This is a genomic window from Nocardioides malaquae (assembly GCF_015070385.1).
GTDB lineage: Bacteria > Actinomycetota > Actinomycetes > Propionibacteriales > Nocardioidaceae > Nocardioides > Nocardioides malaquae.
Genome location: NZ_JADCSA010000007.1, coordinates 44,711 through 60,440, shown reverse-complemented (window position 1 = coordinate 60,440; position 15,730 = coordinate 44,711). Strand labels below are relative to the sequence as shown.

Genomic DNA, 15,730 nt, shown 5'->3' with positions numbered 1-15,730 from the left:
CCATGCCCGACGCCGCGCTCGCTCGTCAGCGCCTCGTCGCCCAGGGGCTCATCACCCGTCCTTGGGCGACGCCGGCCGACGCGGTGCGCGCGTTCGGGGCGATGCAGGGCCAGGACCTGCCGGGTGCCATCGCGTCGGCGGCGTTGCGTACGCCGGAGCGCAGCGCCGCGGCGGTCGTCGAGGACCTCGACGCGGGGCGTCTCGTGCGCGGCTACCCGATGCGCGGCACCGTCTTCCTGATGGCCGCCGAGGACGTCACCTGGGTGACCGAGCTCTGCGCCGGCCCGGCTGCCAGGGCCGCCCAGCAACGCCGTTCGCAGCTGGGGCTCGACGAGAGCGACGTCGACCGGGCGCGCGCGTTGGCCCATGAGGTGCTGGCCGACGGCCCGGCCTCGCGCGCCACCCTCTTCGCCCGATGGGACGAGGCCGGCCCCGGCAGCGATGCCGGCAAGGGCTACCACCTGCTCAGTGCCCTGATCCACGAGACGACGCTCTGCTACGGCCCGTGGAACGGCAAGGACCAGGACGTCGTGCTGGCCGAGCGCTGGCTGCCCGAGGGGCGCACCCTCGAGGCGCGCTTCAACTCCGACCGGGTGGCTGCGGTGGCCGAGCTGCTCCGCCGCTACCTGACGACCCACGGTCCGGCGACCGTGCGCGACTTCTCGTGGTGGGCCAAGCTCCCGATGAAGGAGATCCGCGCCGCCCTCGCGCTCGTCGCCGACGACCTGGAGTCCGACGCCGCCACGACCGACGGTGAGGCGCGCTACTGGCGTCCGGGCCTGCTCGACGAGGTGGCCGCCGTCGGTCGGGCCTCCGCGGCGCCACTGCTGCTGCCCGGCTTCGACGAGTTCGTGCTGGGCTACGGCGACCGCCTCTTCGCGATGAGCCAGTCCGAGCACGAGGCGTTGGTGCCGGGCAACAACGGGGTCTTCAAGAAGTCGGTGGTGCGGGGCGGTCGCGTCGTCGGCACGTGGACGCGCACCGGCTCCGCGGGTCGGCGCAAGCTGGTGCTCACCGAGTTCGCGCCGCACTCACCGCGCCAGCTCGCCACCCTGGAGCGTCTCTTCGCCGAGCACCCCTGGGTGAACCCCTGACCCTCAGGCGGGGGTGAGCGGGGAGCCCGCGAGGTCCGCGAAGTCGACGACCTCGTCGGCCACCTGCGCGAGCAGGGCGGCGTCGTGCGAGATCGCCAGCACGCCCAGGCCGGTCTCCGCCACCTCGTGGTCGAGCCGGTGCCACAGCACGGTCTGGGTCAACGCGTCGAGGCTGGCCGAGATCTCGTCCGCGACCAGGTAGCAGGGTCGGGCCAGCAGGGCCCGGGCCAGGTTGACGCGCTGCAGCTCGCCCCCGGAGAGCTCGTGGGAAAACCGGTCCAGCCAGGCGGGGGAGACCAACCCGTGGTGGGCGTCCCACTCCTGCGCCACCCGTTCGGTCACCTGAGCCACTGCCTCGCGGCGTCGGCCGGGCAATGCCTCGGCCAGCACGTCGCGTATCCGCCACCGTGGGTTCATCGCCCGCTCCGGGTGCTGCAGCACGAGCTGCACCGGTCGCGGCCCCGTCCACTCGGCCAGCGGACGACCGTCGACGACCACCGTGCCCGACTCGGGCGTACGCAGCCCCGCGAGCACCGCGGCCAACGTCGACTTGCCCGCGCCGCTCGGCCCGCTGAGGCCCAGCACCCGGCCCGGCTCGAGACGCAGCGAGTGCTCGCGCAGCACCGGTTCGCCGGTGCGCGACCAGCGGTGGGTGAGACGGTCGGCGACGAGCATCAGGCCCCCATCGCTCCGGTCACGCCGGCCACGCCGCCCACGCCGCCCAGACCCGCCACGCCCGCCATGTCGGCCATGCCCGCAGCAGTGCGGGTGTGGTCGTCGGGCATCTGGAACCCGTTGGCGGGCAGCGCCTGCCACAGCGCCCGGCTGTAGGGATGGGCCAACCGCTCACCGTCGCCGGCGAAGGAACTCACGGGAGCCTCCTCCAGCGTGCGCCCCCGGTCGACCACGACGACCCGGTCGGCGACCGTCAGCGCCGCGGTGATCTCGTGGGTGATGAGCAGGACCCCACGCCCCTCGTCGGCCAACCCACGCAGCCGCTGCAGCACGGCCTGCACGCTCTGCGGCGCCAGCCCCGGCGTCGGCTCGTCGGCGATCACCAGCGCAGGGTCGCCGATGAGGGCCATCGCGGTCAGCACGCGGCGCCCCATCCCGCCGGAGAGCTGGTGGGGGTGCAGCCGCAGCACGGAGGCGTCCAGGCCCTGCGTCAGCAACGCCTCGGCCGCGACGCGGCGTGCCTCCCGCCGCGGCGTGCCGGCGAGTCGGGCGGCCCGACGCACCTGGGCCCCGACCGAGGCGGTGGGGTCGAGGTGCGAGAGCGACTGGGGCAGCAGGGCCACCTCGCGACCGGCGAGACGACGGCGGGAGGTGGCGTCGACCTCGGTGCCGCGCCAGGCGACACTGCCGGACTCGACCGCGTTGGGCGGCAGCAGGCCCAGCACGGCGTGGCCCAGCAGGCTCTTGCCGGCCCCCGATGCGCCCACCAGCGCGACCACCTCGCCGGCTCGTACGTCCAGCGACATGTCGACGACCGCCGCCACGTCGCGGCGACGCAGGCCACGGGCGTACTGGGTGAAGGAGACCGCGAGGTGCTCCACCTCGAGCAGCGGGGCGGGCCGTGGCGCGGACGGCGCGGAGGGCAGGGCCGAGAGGGCGGCGGGGTGTCGGTTCACAGGTGGGCACTCCTCGGGTCCACGAGCAGACGGAGGTCGTCACCGATGCGGTCGACCAGCTTCACGACGACCAGCAGGGCGAGACCGGGCAGGGCCGCCAGCCACCAGTGGCCGGCGGAGAGGGAGCGCATCGAGTCCGAGAGCAGGATCCCGATCGCGGGCTGACCGGGGTCAATGCCCAGGCCCAGGAACGACAACGCGGCCTCGTGCAGGATCGCGTGCGGGAACATCAGCACCACGCCCACCGAGAAGTGGGGCAGCAGGTGGGGTGCGAGGTGGTGCCGCGCCACGTGGAGGCGGCTGCGGCCCAGGGCCCGGGAGATCTGCACGTAGTCGGCGCCGGTGGTCTCCCGCGCCTTGGCCACCAGCACCCTGGTCAGCCGCGGCCAGTGGGTCAGGCCCACCGCCAGGACCACCGCCTGGGTGCCGCCGCCGAGCGCGAAGGCCAGCAGGATCAACAGCACGAGGTGGGGCAGCGCCAGGAACAGGTCGACCAGCCAGTCGACGACCGCGGCGCCCACCCGGCCACCGGCCACCGCGACGAGGGCCAGCACCAGCGCGATCGCGCCCGACATCACGGCCGCGACCGTGCCGACCACCAGGCTGAGGCGCAGGCCGACGAGGGTGCGCCACAGCAGGTCGCGGCCGTAGGCGTCGGTGCCGAAGAGGTGATCCAACGAGGGGGCGCGGTGCCGCTCGGCGAGGTCGGTGGCGCCCGCCGGGCCGGTGACGAGCGTGCCGACGACGGCGACCGCGAGCACCAGCAGCCCGGCGACGACCAGGCTGGTGAGCGTGCGCGTACGCCGGTCGCGCCACCGCGGGCCGCGGGAGGCCGCGGGTGCTCCGGGCGTGGAGAGGACGGGGGCGCTCACCGCACGACCTCCTTCGCCTGGGGTGCGACCACGCGATGGGTCACGTCGCCGAGCGCGTTGCCGAGGAAGACGAGCAGTGCGGTGAAGAGGGCGATGCCCATCAACAGGGGGACGTCCTGGCGCAGCGCGGCCGTCGTCGTCGCCTGCCCCAGGCCGGGGTAGGTGAAGACCTGCTCGGCCAGGACGGCACCGCCGATCAGCTCCCCGACCGAGGCGAACTGCAGCATCAGGGCCGGCCCGGCGGCGTTGCGAGCCACCCGGTGCAGCACCAGCCCCGGCGTGCGCTCACCCTGCGAACGGGCGAACGCCACGTGGTCGCTGGCCAGCACCTCGATCGTCGACTGGCGCGTGTGCAGCAGCACCGGCGAGACGCCGACGACGCTCAGCGTCACCGCCGGCAGCAGCAGGTGGTGCAGGCGTTCGAGCAGCGTGACCTCCCCGGGCAGCGCGCCGATCGGAGCCGCGCAGCAGACCGGGGTCCACTGCAGCGAGACCGAGAAGACGTAGAGCAGCAGCAGGCCGATCCAGAAGGTCGGGGCGGAGGCCAGGGTGTAGGCGAACCAGGAGAGCGCCCGGTCGGGCCAGCGGCCCCGGGTGGCTCCCGCCACCAGACCCAGCACGAAGCCGAGCACGCCCGAGAGCAGCCACGCGACGACGAGCAGCGCCAGGCTGGTGGCGAAGCGGTCGGCGATCACGTCGACCACCGGCTCGCCGAAGACCTGGGAGGTGCCGAGGTCACCGCGGACCAGCTGACCGGCCCAGGCGCCGAACCGTTCCAGGGGCGGATCGTCGAGTCCCCAGCGCTCGGCGATCTGCTCCCGCTGCTCGGCGCCGATGGAGGCGGTGTCGGCGCCGACGTAGGCCTCGATCGGGTCGATCGGGGAGGCGGTCAGCAGAACGAAGGTGCCCACAGCCACCGCCACCAGCAGGCTCGCCAGCCGGGCGAGACGGGTCAGCAGACCCATCGCCACCCGGTCAGACCTGCAGTGATCGGCCATCCGTGGCCGTGCGGCTCGACGTGCGGCTCGCCGAGGTCGAGGCAGCTGTCGACGAGGTAGGTGTGCTCCAGGTTGACCAGCCAGGCCCAGGCGGCGTCGGCCGGCGCGGAGAACCCGTTGCCGTCCTTGTCGAGCTGGGCGGCCCTCCAGTGCTTGTTGGCCTCGTCCTGGTCGGTCGCGGCGAGTGCGGCGTCGAGGTGCGCGTCGACGCGGTCGTCGGCGTACAAGCCGGGGTTGAAGAGCTCGATGCCGGCCATCGACGAGTGGTAGAGGTTGTACATCTCGGTCGGGTCGTGGCTGCCCCAGCCGAACAGCACGGCGTCGACGTGCTTGCGCTGCTCGATCTCGTCCCAGCCCACGCCCTCGGTCGCCACCTCGATGCCCGCCTCGGCGAGCATGTCGACGACGCTGAGCGCCAGGCCCTGCCGCAGCGAGTCGCCGGCGGGGTAGAGCAACGTGAACGACGCCTTCGTGCCCTCCTTCTCGACGATGCCGTCGCCGTCGGAGTCCTTCCAACCGGCAGCGGTGAGGAGCGCCTTCGCAGCCTCGGGGTCGCCGTCCTCGACGGCGGTGTCCGGGTTGTGCCAGGGGGAGTGGTCGACCGGGCCCGTCGCGGGGGAGCCGAATCCCTCCAGGACGCCCTCGACGAGCGCCGCGCGGTCGACGGCCACGTTGACCGCGCGACGTACGGCGACGTCGGCGGTCACGTCGTTGCCGATCGGGTGGCCTGCCGGCGAGGTACGTCCCCGGTCGGGCACCGTGGGCAGAGACATGCCGCGGTTGTCGATGGAGGTGACGGCCTCCAGGCGCATCCCGTCGATCTCCTGACCGGCGGCCAGCGAGGCGGGCAGGCCGACCACGTCGACGTCGCCGGTGCGGGCGGCGGCCAAGGAGGCGTCCTCGTCGGTGAAGACGAAGACGAGGCGCTCGAAGTCGGGCTTGTCGCCGTAGTAGGCGTCGTTGCGCTCGACGACGAGCTGCTGCCCCTTCTGCCAGTCGACGAAGGTGAAGGGGCCCGAGCCGACCGGTCGTTGCGCATAGCCCTTGTCGTGGGCGTGCTCGGGCACGATGCCCAGGCTCACCAGTCGGTTGACGAAGGTGGAGCGCGGCTGGTCGAGCCGCAGCTCGACGGTGTCCTCGTCGACGGCCACGGCCTCCTCCAGGCCGGTGACGTCGGTCAGGCCACCCTGCTCGGCGGCCGTGGTGAAGGTGTAGGCGACGTCGTCGGCGGTGACCGGCTCGCCGTCGGTGAAGACGGCGTCGGTGCGCAGGTCGACGGTCCAGGTCAGGCCGTCGTCGCTGACGTGGTAGTCGGTGGCGAGGTCCGTGCCGATGCTCAGGTCGGCGTTGCGGGTCAGCAACGTGGACTGGAAGAGCGGGGAGCCGTAACGACCCCATCCCAGCGTGGGGTCGTAACCCTCCTCGGACTCGCCCCCGATGGCGAGCCGGAGCGTCGTGGGTCGCTCGCCGGTCTCCGCGTCACCGCTGCCGGAGCAGGCGGACAGTCCCGCAGCGGCCAGGGTCAGGGTCACGGCGAGGACGAGGCGGGTCCGCGTTGGGCGGGTGGAACGAGGCACGGGTTCTCCTTGTTGCGAACGATGTGCAACAAGGGTAGCCCCCGGTGGTGCGTGTTGTGGCGCCGGGCGTCACGGCGTACAGTCTTTGTCGAAGGTCTGTCCAAGGTTGAGGTTGAGCGGAGGTGAGCACCGTCTACACCATCAAGCGCGCTGCTGAGATCGTAGGCGTGCCGGTGGCGACGTTGCGCGCCTGGGAGCGCCGCTATCAGGTCGCCGAGCCGCAACGCTCCGAGTCGGGCTACCGGTTGTACGACGACCGGGCGGTGCGCGCCCTGACCTGCATGCAGTCGTTGGTCAACGAGGGGTGGGCGCCCCGTCAGGCCGCCGAGGAGACGCGCCGGCGACTGGGTGAGGAGCGCACCCCTGAGCCCCTGAGCGACGACGACGTGCGCCGCAGCCAGGGCGAGGCCGACCGTCTCCGCTCCCAGGACGTGACCGAGGCGATCGAGGAGCTGCTGCTGGCCGCGGAGCACCTCGACGTCGGTGCGGTCACCCGCCTGCTCGACGCCCGCTACGCGGTCGACTCCTTCGAGAGCGTGACCGACGACTGGTTGATGCCGGCGCTGCACCAGCTCGGCCTGGCCTGGGCCTCGGGCCGGGTCAGCGTGGCCGGGGAGCACATGGTCGCCCACGCGGTCGTGCGCAGGCTCTCGGCGGCCTACGAGGCGGCCGGCACGGCCGGGATCGGGCCCCGGGTGATCGTGGGCCTGGCCCCGAGGTCGCGCCACGAGATCGGGCTGCTGGCCTTCGCGGTGGCGGCACGGCGGGCCGGGCTGGCCACCACCTACGTCGGGGCAGACCTGCCGGTCGATGACTGGGTCTCGGCAGTGCACACCCGCCGGGCCGACGCCGTGGTGCTGGCGGCCAGCATGGAGCGCGACCTCGAGGCGGTGGAGGGAGTGGTCGGATCGCTCGGGACCGCCCGCCCCGAGCTCGTCGTCGCGGTCGGCGGCCAGCTGCAGGACCGCGCCCCGGCCTCGTGCGTACGCCTCGGGCACCGCGTCGGCGAGGGCGCCCGGCTGCTCGCCGAACGTCTCGCCTGACGCCCCCCGTACCTCGCGTCATCGGAGGGTTTCAGTCGCCAGGTGACCGAAACCCTCCGATGACGCCGTGCTGGGTGAGTCGGGTCAGCGCGGAGCCATCCGCAGCGCGCCGTCCATCCGGATGACCTCGCCGTTGAGGTAGTCGTGGTCGATGAGGCTCATCGCGAGCTGGGCGTACTCGTCGGGACGACCCAGGCGCTGCGGGAAGGGCACGCCGGCGGCCAGCCCCGCCCGGAACTCCTCCGACACCGTCGCGAGCATCGGCGTCTCGACGATGCCGGGGGCGATCGTCAGCACGCGGATGCCGTACTGCGCCAGGTCGCGCGCGGCGGGCAGGGTCAGCCCGACCACGCCACCCTTGGACGCGGCGTACGCGGCCTGGCCGACCTGGCCGTCGAAGGCCGCGACCGACGCGGTGTTGATGACGACGCCACGCGCGTCGTGCTCCAACGGCTCGGTGGCGGCGATCTTCTCCGCGGCCAGGGTCATCACGTTGAAGGTGCCGGCGAGGTTGACCTGGAGCACCTTGGCGAAGAACGCCAGGTCGTGCGGACCCTTGCGCCCGAGGATGCGCTGGGAGGGCCCGATGCCGGCGCAGTTGACGACGGTGCGCAGGGGGACGCCCGCGTCGGCGGCGATCTCGACGCCGGCCCGGACCTGCTCGGCGTCGGTCACGTCGACCGGCACGTAGGTGATCGCGTCAACCGACGGCGCGGCGTCGATCGAGGAGGGGAGGTCGAAGGCGAAGACCTTCGCGCCTGCCTTGGCCAGGGCGGCGGCGGTGGCCGCGCCGAGGCCGGAGGCCCCGCCGGTGACGATGGCGGCGGTGTCGGTGACCTGCATGCTGTTCCTTCTCTGTGCGGTGCTGCTCTGTGCGGGTGGGTGGGGGAGGACGGGCGTGGTCAGGCAGGGCCGGTGATCGTGCTCTGGTCGTCGCGGTCGAGCGACCGGGCGATGACCATGCGCTGGATCTGGTTGGTGCCCTCGAAGATCTGCATCACCTTCGCCTCGCGCATGTAGCGCTCGACCGGGAAGTCGCGGGTGTAGCCGAAGCCGCCGAGCACCTGGACGGCGTCGGTGGTCACCTTCATGGCGTTGTCGGTGGCGACCATCTTGGCGATGCTGGCCTCGCGGCTGAAGGGCAGGCCGGCGTCCTTGAGGCGGGCGGCGTGCAGCGTGGTGGCCCGAGCGGTCTGCACGGCGGCCTCCATGTCGGCGAGCAGGAAGCCGAGGCCCTGGTGGTCGATGATCCGCTGGCCGAAGGTCTCGCGCTCCTGGGCGTAGGCGACCGCATGGTCGAGCGCGCCCTGGGCCAGGCCGGTGGCGACGGCCGCGATCCCGAGACGACCGGAGTCGAGGCCGGCCAGGGCGATCCGCAACCCGTCGCCCTCCGCACCGAGGCGGCGGTCGGCGTCCACGCGTACGCCCTCGAGCAGCATCGTCGCGGTCGTGGAGCCGGTGAGCCCCATCTTCTTCTCGGGGTGGTCGGCGCGCAGGCCGGGGGTGTCGGCGGGCACGAGGAAGCAGGAGATGTCGTTGCGTCCGTCGCCGGTGCGGGCCATCACCTTGTAGAAGTCGGCCTCGCCGCCGTGGGTCGTCCACGCCTTCGCGCCGTTCAGGACGTACGCGTCCCCGTCGCGCCGCGCGGTCGTGCGCATGGCCGCGGGGTCGGAGCCGGCGTGCGGCTCGGAGAGGCAGTAGGCCCCGAGCAGGTCGCCGCCGAGCATGTCGGGCAGCCAGCGCTGCTGCTGCTCGGCGGTGCCGAAGCTGGCCAGGCCGAAGCAGGAGAGCGCATGCACGCTCACCCCCACGCCGACCGACGACCAGACCGCACCGATCTCCTCGAGCACCTGGAGGTAGACCTCGTAGGGCTGCCCGCCACCACCGAGCTCCTCGGGGTAGGGCAGGCCCAGGATGCCCATCTGCCCCAGGGTGCGGAAGACGTCGCGCGGGAAGGTCTCGGTGGCCTCGGCCTCGGCGGAGCGGGGCAGCAGCTCCTGCTCGGCCACCCGGCGGACCAGGGCGAGCAGGTCGCGGGCCTCGTCGGTGGGCAGGACGCGGCGTGCGGGCATGGAGGTGCTCCTGGGGAAGGGGGCTCGACGGCTTTGTAGCCTCGGCTCATCATACGTTCGTGGATGACAGGAGATCGCGGTGAGTGACCTGACCGGCAAGACCGTCGCAGTGCTCGGTGGCACCGGGCCCCAGGGGCGTGGACTTGCCCGCCGTTTCGCCGCTGCGGGCCTCGACGTGGTGATCGGTTCGCGGGGCGCGGAGAAGGCGGAGCGGATCGCCGCGGAGCTCTCCGAGGCGATCGGGGTGACGGTGCGCGGCGCCGTCAACGCCGACGCGGCCGCGGCCGGTGACGTGGTGCTCGTCGTGGTGCCCTGGGAGGGGCACGCGGAGCTGCTCACCGAGCTCAAGTCGCAGCTTGCCGGCAAGGTCGTCGTCGACTGCGTCAACCCGCTCGGCTTCGACAAGCAGGGCCCCTACGCGCTGGCCGTGGAGGAGGGGTCAGCGACCCAGCAGGCGGCGGCGATCCTGACGGAGTCGAGGGTGGTCGGGGCCTTCCACAACGTCTCCGCGGTGCTGCTGGAGGACCCGGACGTCGAGCGGATCGAGTGCGACGTGCTCGTGCTGGGTGACGAGCGGGAGGCGACCGACCTCGTGCAGGCACTCGCCGACGCGGTGCCCGGGATGCGCGGGGTCTACGGGGGGCGGCGGCGCAACGCCCACCAGGTGGAGGCCTTCACGGCCAACCTGATCGCCATGAACCGGCGCTACAAGGCGCACGCCGGCCTGCGCATCACCGACGTCTGAGCGATGTCGTCCCGCACGGGGTGTCACGGCGCTAGGTTGGCCTCGTGCGCAAGGAATGGTTGGCACTCTCTGCCGCCGCGCTGGTCACGGGGGCCACGGCGCTCTTCTTCGGCGCCCACCTGACCCCTCGCCCCACGGGTGACGGGCACATCTTCCGGCTGGCCTCGGCCGACCCGGGCCTGTGGACGACCTCGGCGCTGGTGCTCTTCGTCGGCGCCCTCGGGACGCTCTTCGGGATCTCCTGCGCCGTGGTGCTGGTGCAGCGGCGCGGGTTTCGCACGGGCGTCTGTGCGATGGCGTTGATCGCCTTCGCCTCGGTGGTGCTCGCGGGCTTCGCGATGCAGCTGGTGCTGCTCCGGGCGCTCAGCGCGGCCGGGGTGGGGGCCGACGCGCTCGCCGATGCCGTGGGTGACCCCCTGCAGCAGGGGCTGCTGGTGGGCGGCTTCGGCTCGTTCTACCTGGGTGAGCTGCTGCTCGCGCAGGCGTTGTTCCGCGCCGGCACCACCCCCACATGGGTGCCGCTGGCGTTGGTCGCCCATGTGCTGGGCGTGCTGGTGGGCGTCGCGTCGGGAGTCGACGCGCTGGGCGACGCCTCGGCCCTGCTCATGGTCGTCGGACTCGCCGGGGTGGCCGTCTCGGCCAACCGCCCCGACGTGCGCCACCGGGCGGGGGCTCACACATGAGTCACCGGATCTTCGGCCTGCCCGTGGCCGACGTCTACCCCCTCTACGTGAAGAAGGTCGAGCGCAAAGGGCGCTCGGCTGACGAGGTCGACCGGGCGATCTGCTGGCTGACCGGCTTCGACGAGGCGACGCTGCGTCACCACCTCGAGTCGGGCACGACGTTCGAGGAGTTCTTCGCAGCCGCTGAGCTCAACCCCGCCGCCGAGCTCATCACCGGGAGCATCTGCGGGGTGCGGATCACCGAGATCGACGACCCGCTGATGCGGAGGATCCGCTACCTCGACAAGCTCGTGGACGAGATCGCGAAGGGGCGTCCCATGGAGAAGGTGCTGCGCGCCTGACTCTCGTGGCGACCCGTGGCGCCCCGGGTGGCGGATCGAGTCAGTTGACCGAATCCGCACTAAGACCCCGGCGAGCAGGCGTACGGTCGGAAGGAACCACTGGACTCCAGGAGCCACCATGCGGTACCTCGACCTGCCGGAGCAGACCCGCCTGTCGCTGTTGCGCGGCTTCGTGGAGCGCTCGTGGCGCACCCCCGGTCCGGGCGCCGACACCGAGGCGCTGCTGCGGGCGCGCATCGGTGACCCCGTCGCGTACGAGGACGGGTTGCGCCTGCGGGCGGCCGTCGACGCGGTGGCCGCTGCCGGTTCCTTCGCCGAGCTCAACGTGGCCGAGCGGGTCTACGACGACCTCGCCCGCGAGCTCGACGCCCGTTACGGCACGGGTCTGGTCGTCGGGATCGACGAGGGGCTCGAGCTGGGGCTGCGGGGTTTCCGCTGCCAGGGGTTCGCGACCCGTTCGAGCGTGCTGGTGGGCGAGGAGCTGGTGGCGGGCTGACGAGGCCCACCGCCTCGCTCAGTCGGCGGGGTCGAGGCTCTTCGGGGTGCGTTCGCGCAGCCAGGTGGTCGTGCCCGGCGCCACGCCCTTGAGCTTGGGGCGCTCCAGCACCGGGGTGACGACGAGCGCCGCGCCCTCGGTCAGCGACCACTTCAACGCGTGGTAGACGGGCGACAGCGTCTCGTCGCTCTCGACGAGCAGCAGCCCGGGCGCGACCGGGCGTACCTCCCGCCACGGACCCTCCAGACGGCCGACCTCCTCGGGCGTCACCACGTCGGAGGTCCAAGCCAGGAAGACGGTCATGGCCCCATCGTGACGCGCCGGCGGTTGCGGAGCCGGGGAGACTGGCCGGATGGAGGACGTACGCGCACAGCTGGAGGACGAGCGACGCCGTACGCTGCGCCGCCTGGCCGCCCTGACCGGTGACCACGACGCGGTGGTCGCGGCCTCGAAGGACACCAACGCCGACGACGAGCACGACCCCGAGGGCGCCACGATCGCCTTCGAGCGCTCACAGATCGCGGCGCTGGTGCGGCAGGCCGAGGAGCACCTCGGCGCCGTCGACTCCGCCCTGACCCGGCTGGCCGACGGCACCTGGGGCACGTGTCGCTCCTGCGGCGGACCCATCGCTGCAGCCCGGTTGGAGGCGCGTCCGGTGGCGACCGAGTGCATCGACTGTGCCCGCGCGGCGGGCGGTCGACCGCGTCAGTGACGAGAGCGAGGGGGTGTCGCTCGCACCGATGGAGCCCTAGCGTGGCGCCATGACCTCCTTCGTCTCGCACACCTCGGTCGACTGCGCCAACGCCTACGCGCTCGCCCGGTGGTGGAAGGAGCTCCTCGGCTACGTCGAGGACCCCGACGACCCCAACGCGCCCGGCGACGAGGAGTGCGCCACCCAGGTGGCCGACCTCCGCGGGAAGTACGGTCCCGGCACCGGCTGGGTCGTGCTGGCCGACCCCGAGGGCAACGAGTTCTGCATCCTGCGCAGCGAGCAGGAGATCGACCGGGCCTGACGTCTGGGGTCGTGGGCGAGGATGGGGCCATGACCGAGGCATCCCGACCCCGCTGGTTCACCGACACCGACGACAACCACTCGCAGTGGTACGTCGACCGTTTCCGCACGCTCGCCGCCGAGGGCGCCGACCTCGAGGGCGAGGCGCGCTTCGTCGACGCGATGGCGGAGCGGGGAGCGCGGATCCTTGACGCCGGCTGCGGCCCCGGCCGGCTGGCCGGCGCCCTGGCGCGCCGCGGTCACACCGTGGTGGGCCTCGACGCCGACCCGGTGCTCGTCGAGGCGGCCCGCGCCGACCACCCCGGCCCGCAGTTCGACGTCGTCGACCTGAGCCAGCTCACCGTCGCCGACGTCGGGGGCAGCCCCGTCGACCTGGCCGTGAGCGCCGGCAACGTGATGGTCTTCCTGGCGCCGGGCACGGAGCGTACGGTCCTGGCGAACCTCTGCGCGGTCGTACGCCCCGGCGGACGCCTGGTGCTCGGCTTCCGGCGCGACGACCACTACCCGTTCGAGCGTTACGACGCCGACCTGGCCGAGCTCGCCGAGGCCGGCGTGGCCCGGGTCGAGCACCGGTTCTCGACCTGGCACCTGGACCCCTTCGAGGACGACTCCGACTTCGCGGTGACCGTGCTGCGAGTCGGCTGAGACGCCGCTCACCCGCCCGAGGGCTGGACCCCTCCGAGCCGGCCACGGCCGTCCTGCTCTACCGTCACGGCGAAGGTGGCGGGACGGTCTCGTCGCCAGAACGGGGGAACACCATGCGTCACCTCACCCGCCGCGTCGCAGCGGCCGCACTCACCGCCACCCTGGCGGTCTCCGCGGTCGGCTGCTCCGCGCTCGGCGGCAAGCCGTCGAAGGACGAGTACCGCGACGCCCTGTCGGCGAACATGGACGAGCAGGGCGGGAGCGCCGCCGACGACGCCGCCTCGAAGGACTTCCTGGACTGCCTGACCGACAACACCTACGACGACCTCTCGACCGAGGCCGTGCAGGCCGTCGTCGACGAGGACGAGGACTACGAGGCCTCGAAGGAGGACGAGGAGGTCATCGAGAAGGCGTCGAAGACGTGCGTCGAGGAGATGATGGGCGACCTCGAGTCCGAGATGCCCGAGCTGCCCGACATGGAGCTGCCCGACTCCGAGTGACTCGACTCCGAGTGACCCAGGCATGAACGACGGAGCCCTTCAGCCAGTGGCTGAAGGGCTCCGTCGTCTGCGGGGGCGTGACCCGGGCTACGGTCAGCCCTTGGCGGCCTTGCGGGCGCGCGACGCGGTCTTGGCGCGCTCACCGGCGTTGAGCACGACCTTGCGGATGCGCACGGTCTCCGGCGTGACCTCGACGCACTCGTCCTCGCGGCAGAACTCCAGGCACTGCTCCAGCGACAGCTTCTTCGGCGGGATCAGCTTCTCGAAGTTGTCGGAGGTGGCGGAGCGGATGTTGGTCTGCTGCTTCTCCTTGGTGATGTTGACGTCCATGTCGTCGGCGCGCGAGTTCTCGCCGACGATCATGCCCTCGTAGACCTCGGTGGTGGGCTCGAGGAACATCGTGCCGCGCTCCTGCAGCGACGTCATTGCGTACGCGGTCGCGGCGCCGGCGCGGTCGGCGACCAGGGAGCCCGAGGCGCGCGAGCGGATCTCGCCGGCCCACGGCTGGTACTCCTCGAAGACGTGGGCGGCCATGCCGGTGCCGCGGGTGATCGTCATGAACTCGGTGCGGAAGCCGATGAGGCCACGGGCCGGCACGACGAACTCCATGCGGATCCAGCCGGTGCCGTGGTTGGTCATGCCCTCCATGCGGCCCTTGCGGTTGGCGAGGAGCTCGGTGATCGGGCCCAGGTACTCCTCGGGCGCGTCGATGGTGAGGCGCTCGACGGGCTCGTGCACCTTGCCGTCGATGACCTTCGTGACCACCTGCGGCTTGCCCACGGTGAGCTCGTAGCCCTCGCGACGCATCTGCTCGACCAGGATGGCCAGCGCGAGCTCGCCACGGCCCTGGACCTCCCAGGCGTCGGGGCGCTCGGTGGGCAGGACGCGCAGCGAGACGTTGCCGACGAGCTCGGCGTCGAGGCGGTCCTTGACCAGGCGGGCGGTGACCTTCGAGCCCTTGACCCGGCCGGCCAGCGGCGAGGTGTTGGTGCCGATCGTCATCGAGATGGCGGGCTCGTCGACGGTGATCAGCGGCAGGGCCACCGGGTTCTCGGCGTCGGCGATGGTCTCGCCGATCATGATCTCGGGGATGCCCGCGATCGCGACGATGTCGCCGGGGCCGGCCCACTCGCCGGGCACGCGCTCGAGGCCCTCGGTCACGAGGAGCTCGGAGATCTTGACGTTCTTCACGGTGCCGTCGCCGCGCATCCAGGCGACGGTCTGGCCCTTGCGGAGCTCACCCTGGTGGATGCGCAGCAGCGCCAGGCGGCCCAGGAAGGGGGAGGAGTCGAGGTTGGTGACGTGGGCCTGCAGCGGCGCACCCTCGGTGTAGGTGGGGGCCGGGATGGTCTCGAGGATCGTCTTGAAGAGCGGCTCGAGGTTGTCACCCTCCGGGAGGGTCGCGTTCTCCGGCTTCACGGTGGAGGCGATGCCGGCCTTGCCCGAGGCGTAGAGCACCGGGAAGTCGAGCGCCTCGGCGCTGTGGCTGTCGTCGAGCAGGTCCATGAAGAGCTCGTAGGTCTCGTCGACGACCTCGTCGATGCGGGCGTCGCCGCGGTCGACCTTGTTGACGACCAGCACGACCGGCTTGTCGGCGTTGAGCGCCTTGCGCAGCACGAAGCGGGTCTGGGGGAGCGGACCCTCGGAGGCGTCGACCAGCAGCACGATGCCGTCGACCATCGACAGACCGCGCTCGACCTCGCCACCGAAGTCGGCGTGGCCGGGGGTGTCGATGATGTTGATGACCATGCCGTCGGGGGCGCTGGGGCCCGCGTACCGCACGGCGGTGTTCTTGGCGAGGATGGTGATGCCCTTCTCCCGCTCCAGGTCGCCGGAGTCCATCACGCGCTCCGCGACGTTCTCCGCCTCACGTTCGGAGAAGGCGCCGCCCTGACGGAGCATGGCGTCGACCAGGGTCGTCTTTCCGTGGTCGACGTGCGCGACGATGGCGACGTTGCGCAGGTCGTTCCTGCGAAGAGCAGTCATGAGCGTGGGGCATCACTTTCAGATCTCGGGATCGG

19 protein-coding genes are annotated in these 15,730 nt (G+C 72.3%); 10 read left to right on the top strand and 9 right to left on the bottom strand.

The window, feature by feature from the left end; all coding sequences use genetic code 11:
- Window positions 1-2: 2 nt before the first annotated feature.
- Window positions 3-1,094, top strand: coding sequence for a winged helix DNA-binding domain-containing protein (locus IEQ44_RS08715; RefSeq protein ID WP_193638070.1), 1,092 nt, complete (start codon window positions 3-5; stop codon window positions 1,092-1,094).
- A gap of 3 nt (window positions 1,095-1,097) precedes the next feature.
- Here the strand turns inward: IEQ44_RS08715 and IEQ44_RS08710 are convergent, their stop codons facing one another.
- From IEQ44_RS08710 to IEQ44_RS08690, 5 genes are read right to left on the bottom strand one after another with little or no spacing between them, the layout of a single operon-like run.
- The gene (locus IEQ44_RS08710) at window positions 1,098-1,769 is read right to left on the bottom strand and encodes an ABC transporter ATP-binding protein (RefSeq protein WP_193638069.1); all 672 of its coding nucleotides are present in this window, start codon (window positions 1,767-1,769) and stop codon (window positions 1,098-1,100) included.
- The gene (locus IEQ44_RS08705) at window positions 1,769-2,725 is read right to left on the bottom strand and encodes an ATP-binding cassette domain-containing protein (protein WP_319804580.1); all 957 of its coding nucleotides are present in this window, start codon (window positions 2,723-2,725) and stop codon (window positions 1,769-1,771) included. The genes IEQ44_RS08710 and IEQ44_RS08705 overlap by 1 nt, the downstream gene beginning before the upstream one ends.
- Window positions 2,722-3,597: an ABC transporter permease gene (locus IEQ44_RS16920; RefSeq protein ID WP_193638068.1), complete on the bottom strand. Its 876-nt coding sequence runs from the start codon at window positions 3,595-3,597 to the stop codon at window positions 2,722-2,724. The genes IEQ44_RS08705 and IEQ44_RS16920 overlap by 4 nt, the downstream gene beginning before the upstream one ends.
- Window positions 3,594-4,562, bottom strand: coding sequence for an ABC transporter permease (locus IEQ44_RS08695; protein WP_193638204.1), 969 nt, complete (start codon window positions 4,560-4,562; stop codon window positions 3,594-3,596). Before IEQ44_RS08695 ends, IEQ44_RS16920 begins: the two co-directional genes overlap by 4 nt.
- Window positions 4,550-6,172 (bottom strand): ABC transporter substrate-binding protein, encoded by a 1,623-nt coding sequence (locus IEQ44_RS08690; RefSeq protein ID WP_193638067.1) that lies wholly within the window; start codon window positions 6,170-6,172, stop codon window positions 4,550-4,552. The genes IEQ44_RS08695 and IEQ44_RS08690 overlap by 13 nt, the downstream gene beginning before the upstream one ends.
- A gap of 122 nt (window positions 6,173-6,294) precedes the next feature.
- Here IEQ44_RS08690 and IEQ44_RS08685 point away from each other — a divergent pair, with 122 nt between their 5' ends.
- Window positions 6,295-7,215: a MerR family transcriptional regulator gene (locus IEQ44_RS08685; protein WP_193638066.1), complete on the top strand. Its 921-nt coding sequence runs from the start codon at window positions 6,295-6,297 to the stop codon at window positions 7,213-7,215.
- A gap of 84 nt (window positions 7,216-7,299) precedes the next feature.
- Here the strand turns inward: IEQ44_RS08685 and IEQ44_RS08680 are convergent, their stop codons facing one another.
- Both IEQ44_RS08680 and IEQ44_RS08675 read right to left on the bottom strand, forming a co-directional pair.
- Window positions 7,300-8,058, bottom strand: a complete 759-nt coding sequence (locus IEQ44_RS08680) for an SDR family NAD(P)-dependent oxidoreductase (RefSeq protein ID WP_193638065.1) — start codon at window positions 8,056-8,058, stop codon at window positions 7,300-7,302.
- Window positions 8,059-8,117: 59 nt separating this feature from the next.
- Window positions 8,118-9,287 carry an acyl-CoA dehydrogenase family protein gene (locus IEQ44_RS08675; RefSeq protein WP_193638064.1) on the bottom strand — a complete coding sequence of 390 codons (1,170 nt, stop codon included), beginning with the start codon at window positions 9,285-9,287 and terminating at the stop codon, window positions 8,118-8,120.
- A 79-nt stretch (window positions 9,288-9,366) separates the two neighbouring features.
- Between IEQ44_RS08675 and npdG the strand changes: the two genes are divergently transcribed.
- From npdG to IEQ44_RS08655, 4 genes are all read left to right on the top strand, one after another.
- Window positions 9,367-10,032 (top strand): NADPH-dependent F420 reductase, encoded by a 666-nt coding sequence (npdG, locus tag IEQ44_RS08670; RefSeq protein ID WP_193638063.1) that lies wholly within the window; start codon window positions 9,367-9,369, stop codon window positions 10,030-10,032.
- 44 nt (window positions 10,033-10,076) lie between these two features.
- Window positions 10,077-10,715, top strand: coding sequence for a hypothetical protein (locus tag IEQ44_RS08665; RefSeq protein ID WP_193638062.1), 639 nt, complete (start codon window positions 10,077-10,079; stop codon window positions 10,713-10,715).
- Window positions 10,712-11,056 carry a DUF2200 domain-containing protein gene (locus IEQ44_RS08660; RefSeq protein ID WP_193638061.1) on the top strand — a complete coding sequence of 115 codons (345 nt, stop codon included), beginning with the start codon at window positions 10,712-10,714 and terminating at the stop codon, window positions 11,054-11,056. Before IEQ44_RS08665 ends, IEQ44_RS08660 begins: the two co-directional genes overlap by 4 nt.
- Before the next feature lie 118 nt (window positions 11,057-11,174).
- Entirely contained in the window at window positions 11,175-11,552 is a 378-nt protein-coding gene (locus IEQ44_RS08655) for a hypothetical protein (RefSeq protein ID WP_193638060.1), read from the top strand.
- Between the two features lie 18 nt (window positions 11,553-11,570).
- On the opposite strand, the gene IEQ44_RS08650 is transcribed toward IEQ44_RS08655, so the two are convergent.
- Window positions 11,571-11,855: a hypothetical protein gene (locus IEQ44_RS08650; RefSeq protein ID WP_193638059.1), complete on the bottom strand. Its 285-nt coding sequence runs from the start codon at window positions 11,853-11,855 to the stop codon at window positions 11,571-11,573.
- A gap of 49 nt (window positions 11,856-11,904) precedes the next feature.
- Between IEQ44_RS08650 and IEQ44_RS08645 the strand changes: the two genes are divergently transcribed.
- The 4 genes from IEQ44_RS08645 to IEQ44_RS08630 all read left to right on the top strand — a co-directional run bounded on the left by IEQ44_RS08645 (window position 11,905) and on the right by IEQ44_RS08630 (window position 13,709).
- On the top strand, window positions 11,905-12,264 hold the full coding sequence (locus IEQ44_RS08645; RefSeq protein WP_193638058.1) for a TraR/DksA family transcriptional regulator: 360 nt from the start codon (window positions 11,905-11,907) through the stop codon (window positions 12,262-12,264).
- A gap of 49 nt (window positions 12,265-12,313) precedes the next feature.
- Window positions 12,314-12,565, top strand: coding sequence for a VOC family protein (locus IEQ44_RS08640; RefSeq protein WP_193638057.1), 252 nt, complete (start codon window positions 12,314-12,316; stop codon window positions 12,563-12,565).
- 29 nt (window positions 12,566-12,594) lie between these two features.
- The gene (locus tag IEQ44_RS08635; protein WP_193638056.1) at window positions 12,595-13,209 is read left to right on the top strand and encodes a class I SAM-dependent methyltransferase; all 615 of its coding nucleotides are present in this window, start codon (window positions 12,595-12,597) and stop codon (window positions 13,207-13,209) included.
- Window positions 13,210-13,322: 113 nt separating this feature from the next.
- Window positions 13,323-13,709 (top strand): hypothetical protein, encoded by a 387-nt coding sequence (locus tag IEQ44_RS08630; RefSeq protein WP_193638055.1) that lies wholly within the window; start codon window positions 13,323-13,325, stop codon window positions 13,707-13,709.
- 93 nt (window positions 13,710-13,802) lie between these two features.
- Here the strand turns inward: IEQ44_RS08630 and typA are convergent, their stop codons facing one another.
- Entirely contained in the window at window positions 13,803-15,695 is a 1,893-nt protein-coding gene (typA, locus tag IEQ44_RS08625; RefSeq protein WP_193638054.1) for a translational GTPase TypA, read from the bottom strand.
- Window positions 15,696-15,730: the final 35 nt, after the last annotated feature.

Bases quoted from the DNA above. Each gene is read 5' to 3' on its own strand.
- IEQ44_RS08715 (WP_193638070.1), top strand. From the start codon at position 3: ATGCCCGACGCCGCGCTCGCTCGTCAGCGCCTCGTCGCCCAGGGGCTC.
- IEQ44_RS08710 (WP_193638069.1), bottom strand. From the start codon at position 1,769: ATGCTCGTCGCCGACCGTCTCACCCACCGCTGGTCGCGCACCGGCGAA.
- IEQ44_RS08695 (WP_193638204.1), bottom strand. From the start codon at position 4,562: ATGGGTCTGCTGACCCGTCTCGCCCGGCTGGCGAGCCTGCTGGTGGCG.
- IEQ44_RS08680 (WP_193638065.1), bottom strand. From the start codon at position 8,058: ATGCAGGTCACCGACACCGCCGCCATCGTCACCGGCGGGGCCTCCGGC.
- IEQ44_RS08675 (WP_193638064.1), bottom strand. From the start codon at position 9,287: ATGCCCGCACGCCGCGTCCTGCCCACCGACGAGGCCCGCGACCTGCTC.
- IEQ44_RS08660 (WP_193638061.1), top strand. From the start codon at position 10,712: ATGAGTCACCGGATCTTCGGCCTGCCCGTGGCCGACGTCTACCCCCTC.
- IEQ44_RS08655 (WP_193638060.1), top strand. From the start codon at position 11,175: ATGCGGTACCTCGACCTGCCGGAGCAGACCCGCCTGTCGCTGTTGCGC.
- IEQ44_RS08650 (WP_193638059.1), bottom strand. From the start codon at position 11,855: ATGACCGTCTTCCTGGCTTGGACCTCCGACGTGGTGACGCCCGAGGAG.
- IEQ44_RS08645 (WP_193638058.1), top strand. From the start codon at position 11,905: ATGGAGGACGTACGCGCACAGCTGGAGGACGAGCGACGCCGTACGCTG.
- IEQ44_RS08640 (WP_193638057.1), top strand. From the start codon at position 12,314: ATGACCTCCTTCGTCTCGCACACCTCGGTCGACTGCGCCAACGCCTAC.
- IEQ44_RS08635 (WP_193638056.1), top strand. From the start codon at position 12,595: ATGACCGAGGCATCCCGACCCCGCTGGTTCACCGACACCGACGACAAC.
- IEQ44_RS08630 (WP_193638055.1), top strand. From the start codon at position 13,323: ATGCGTCACCTCACCCGCCGCGTCGCAGCGGCCGCACTCACCGCCACC.
- typA (WP_193638054.1), bottom strand. From the start codon at position 15,695: ATGACTGCTCTTCGCAGGAACGACCTGCGCAACGTCGCCATCGTCGCG.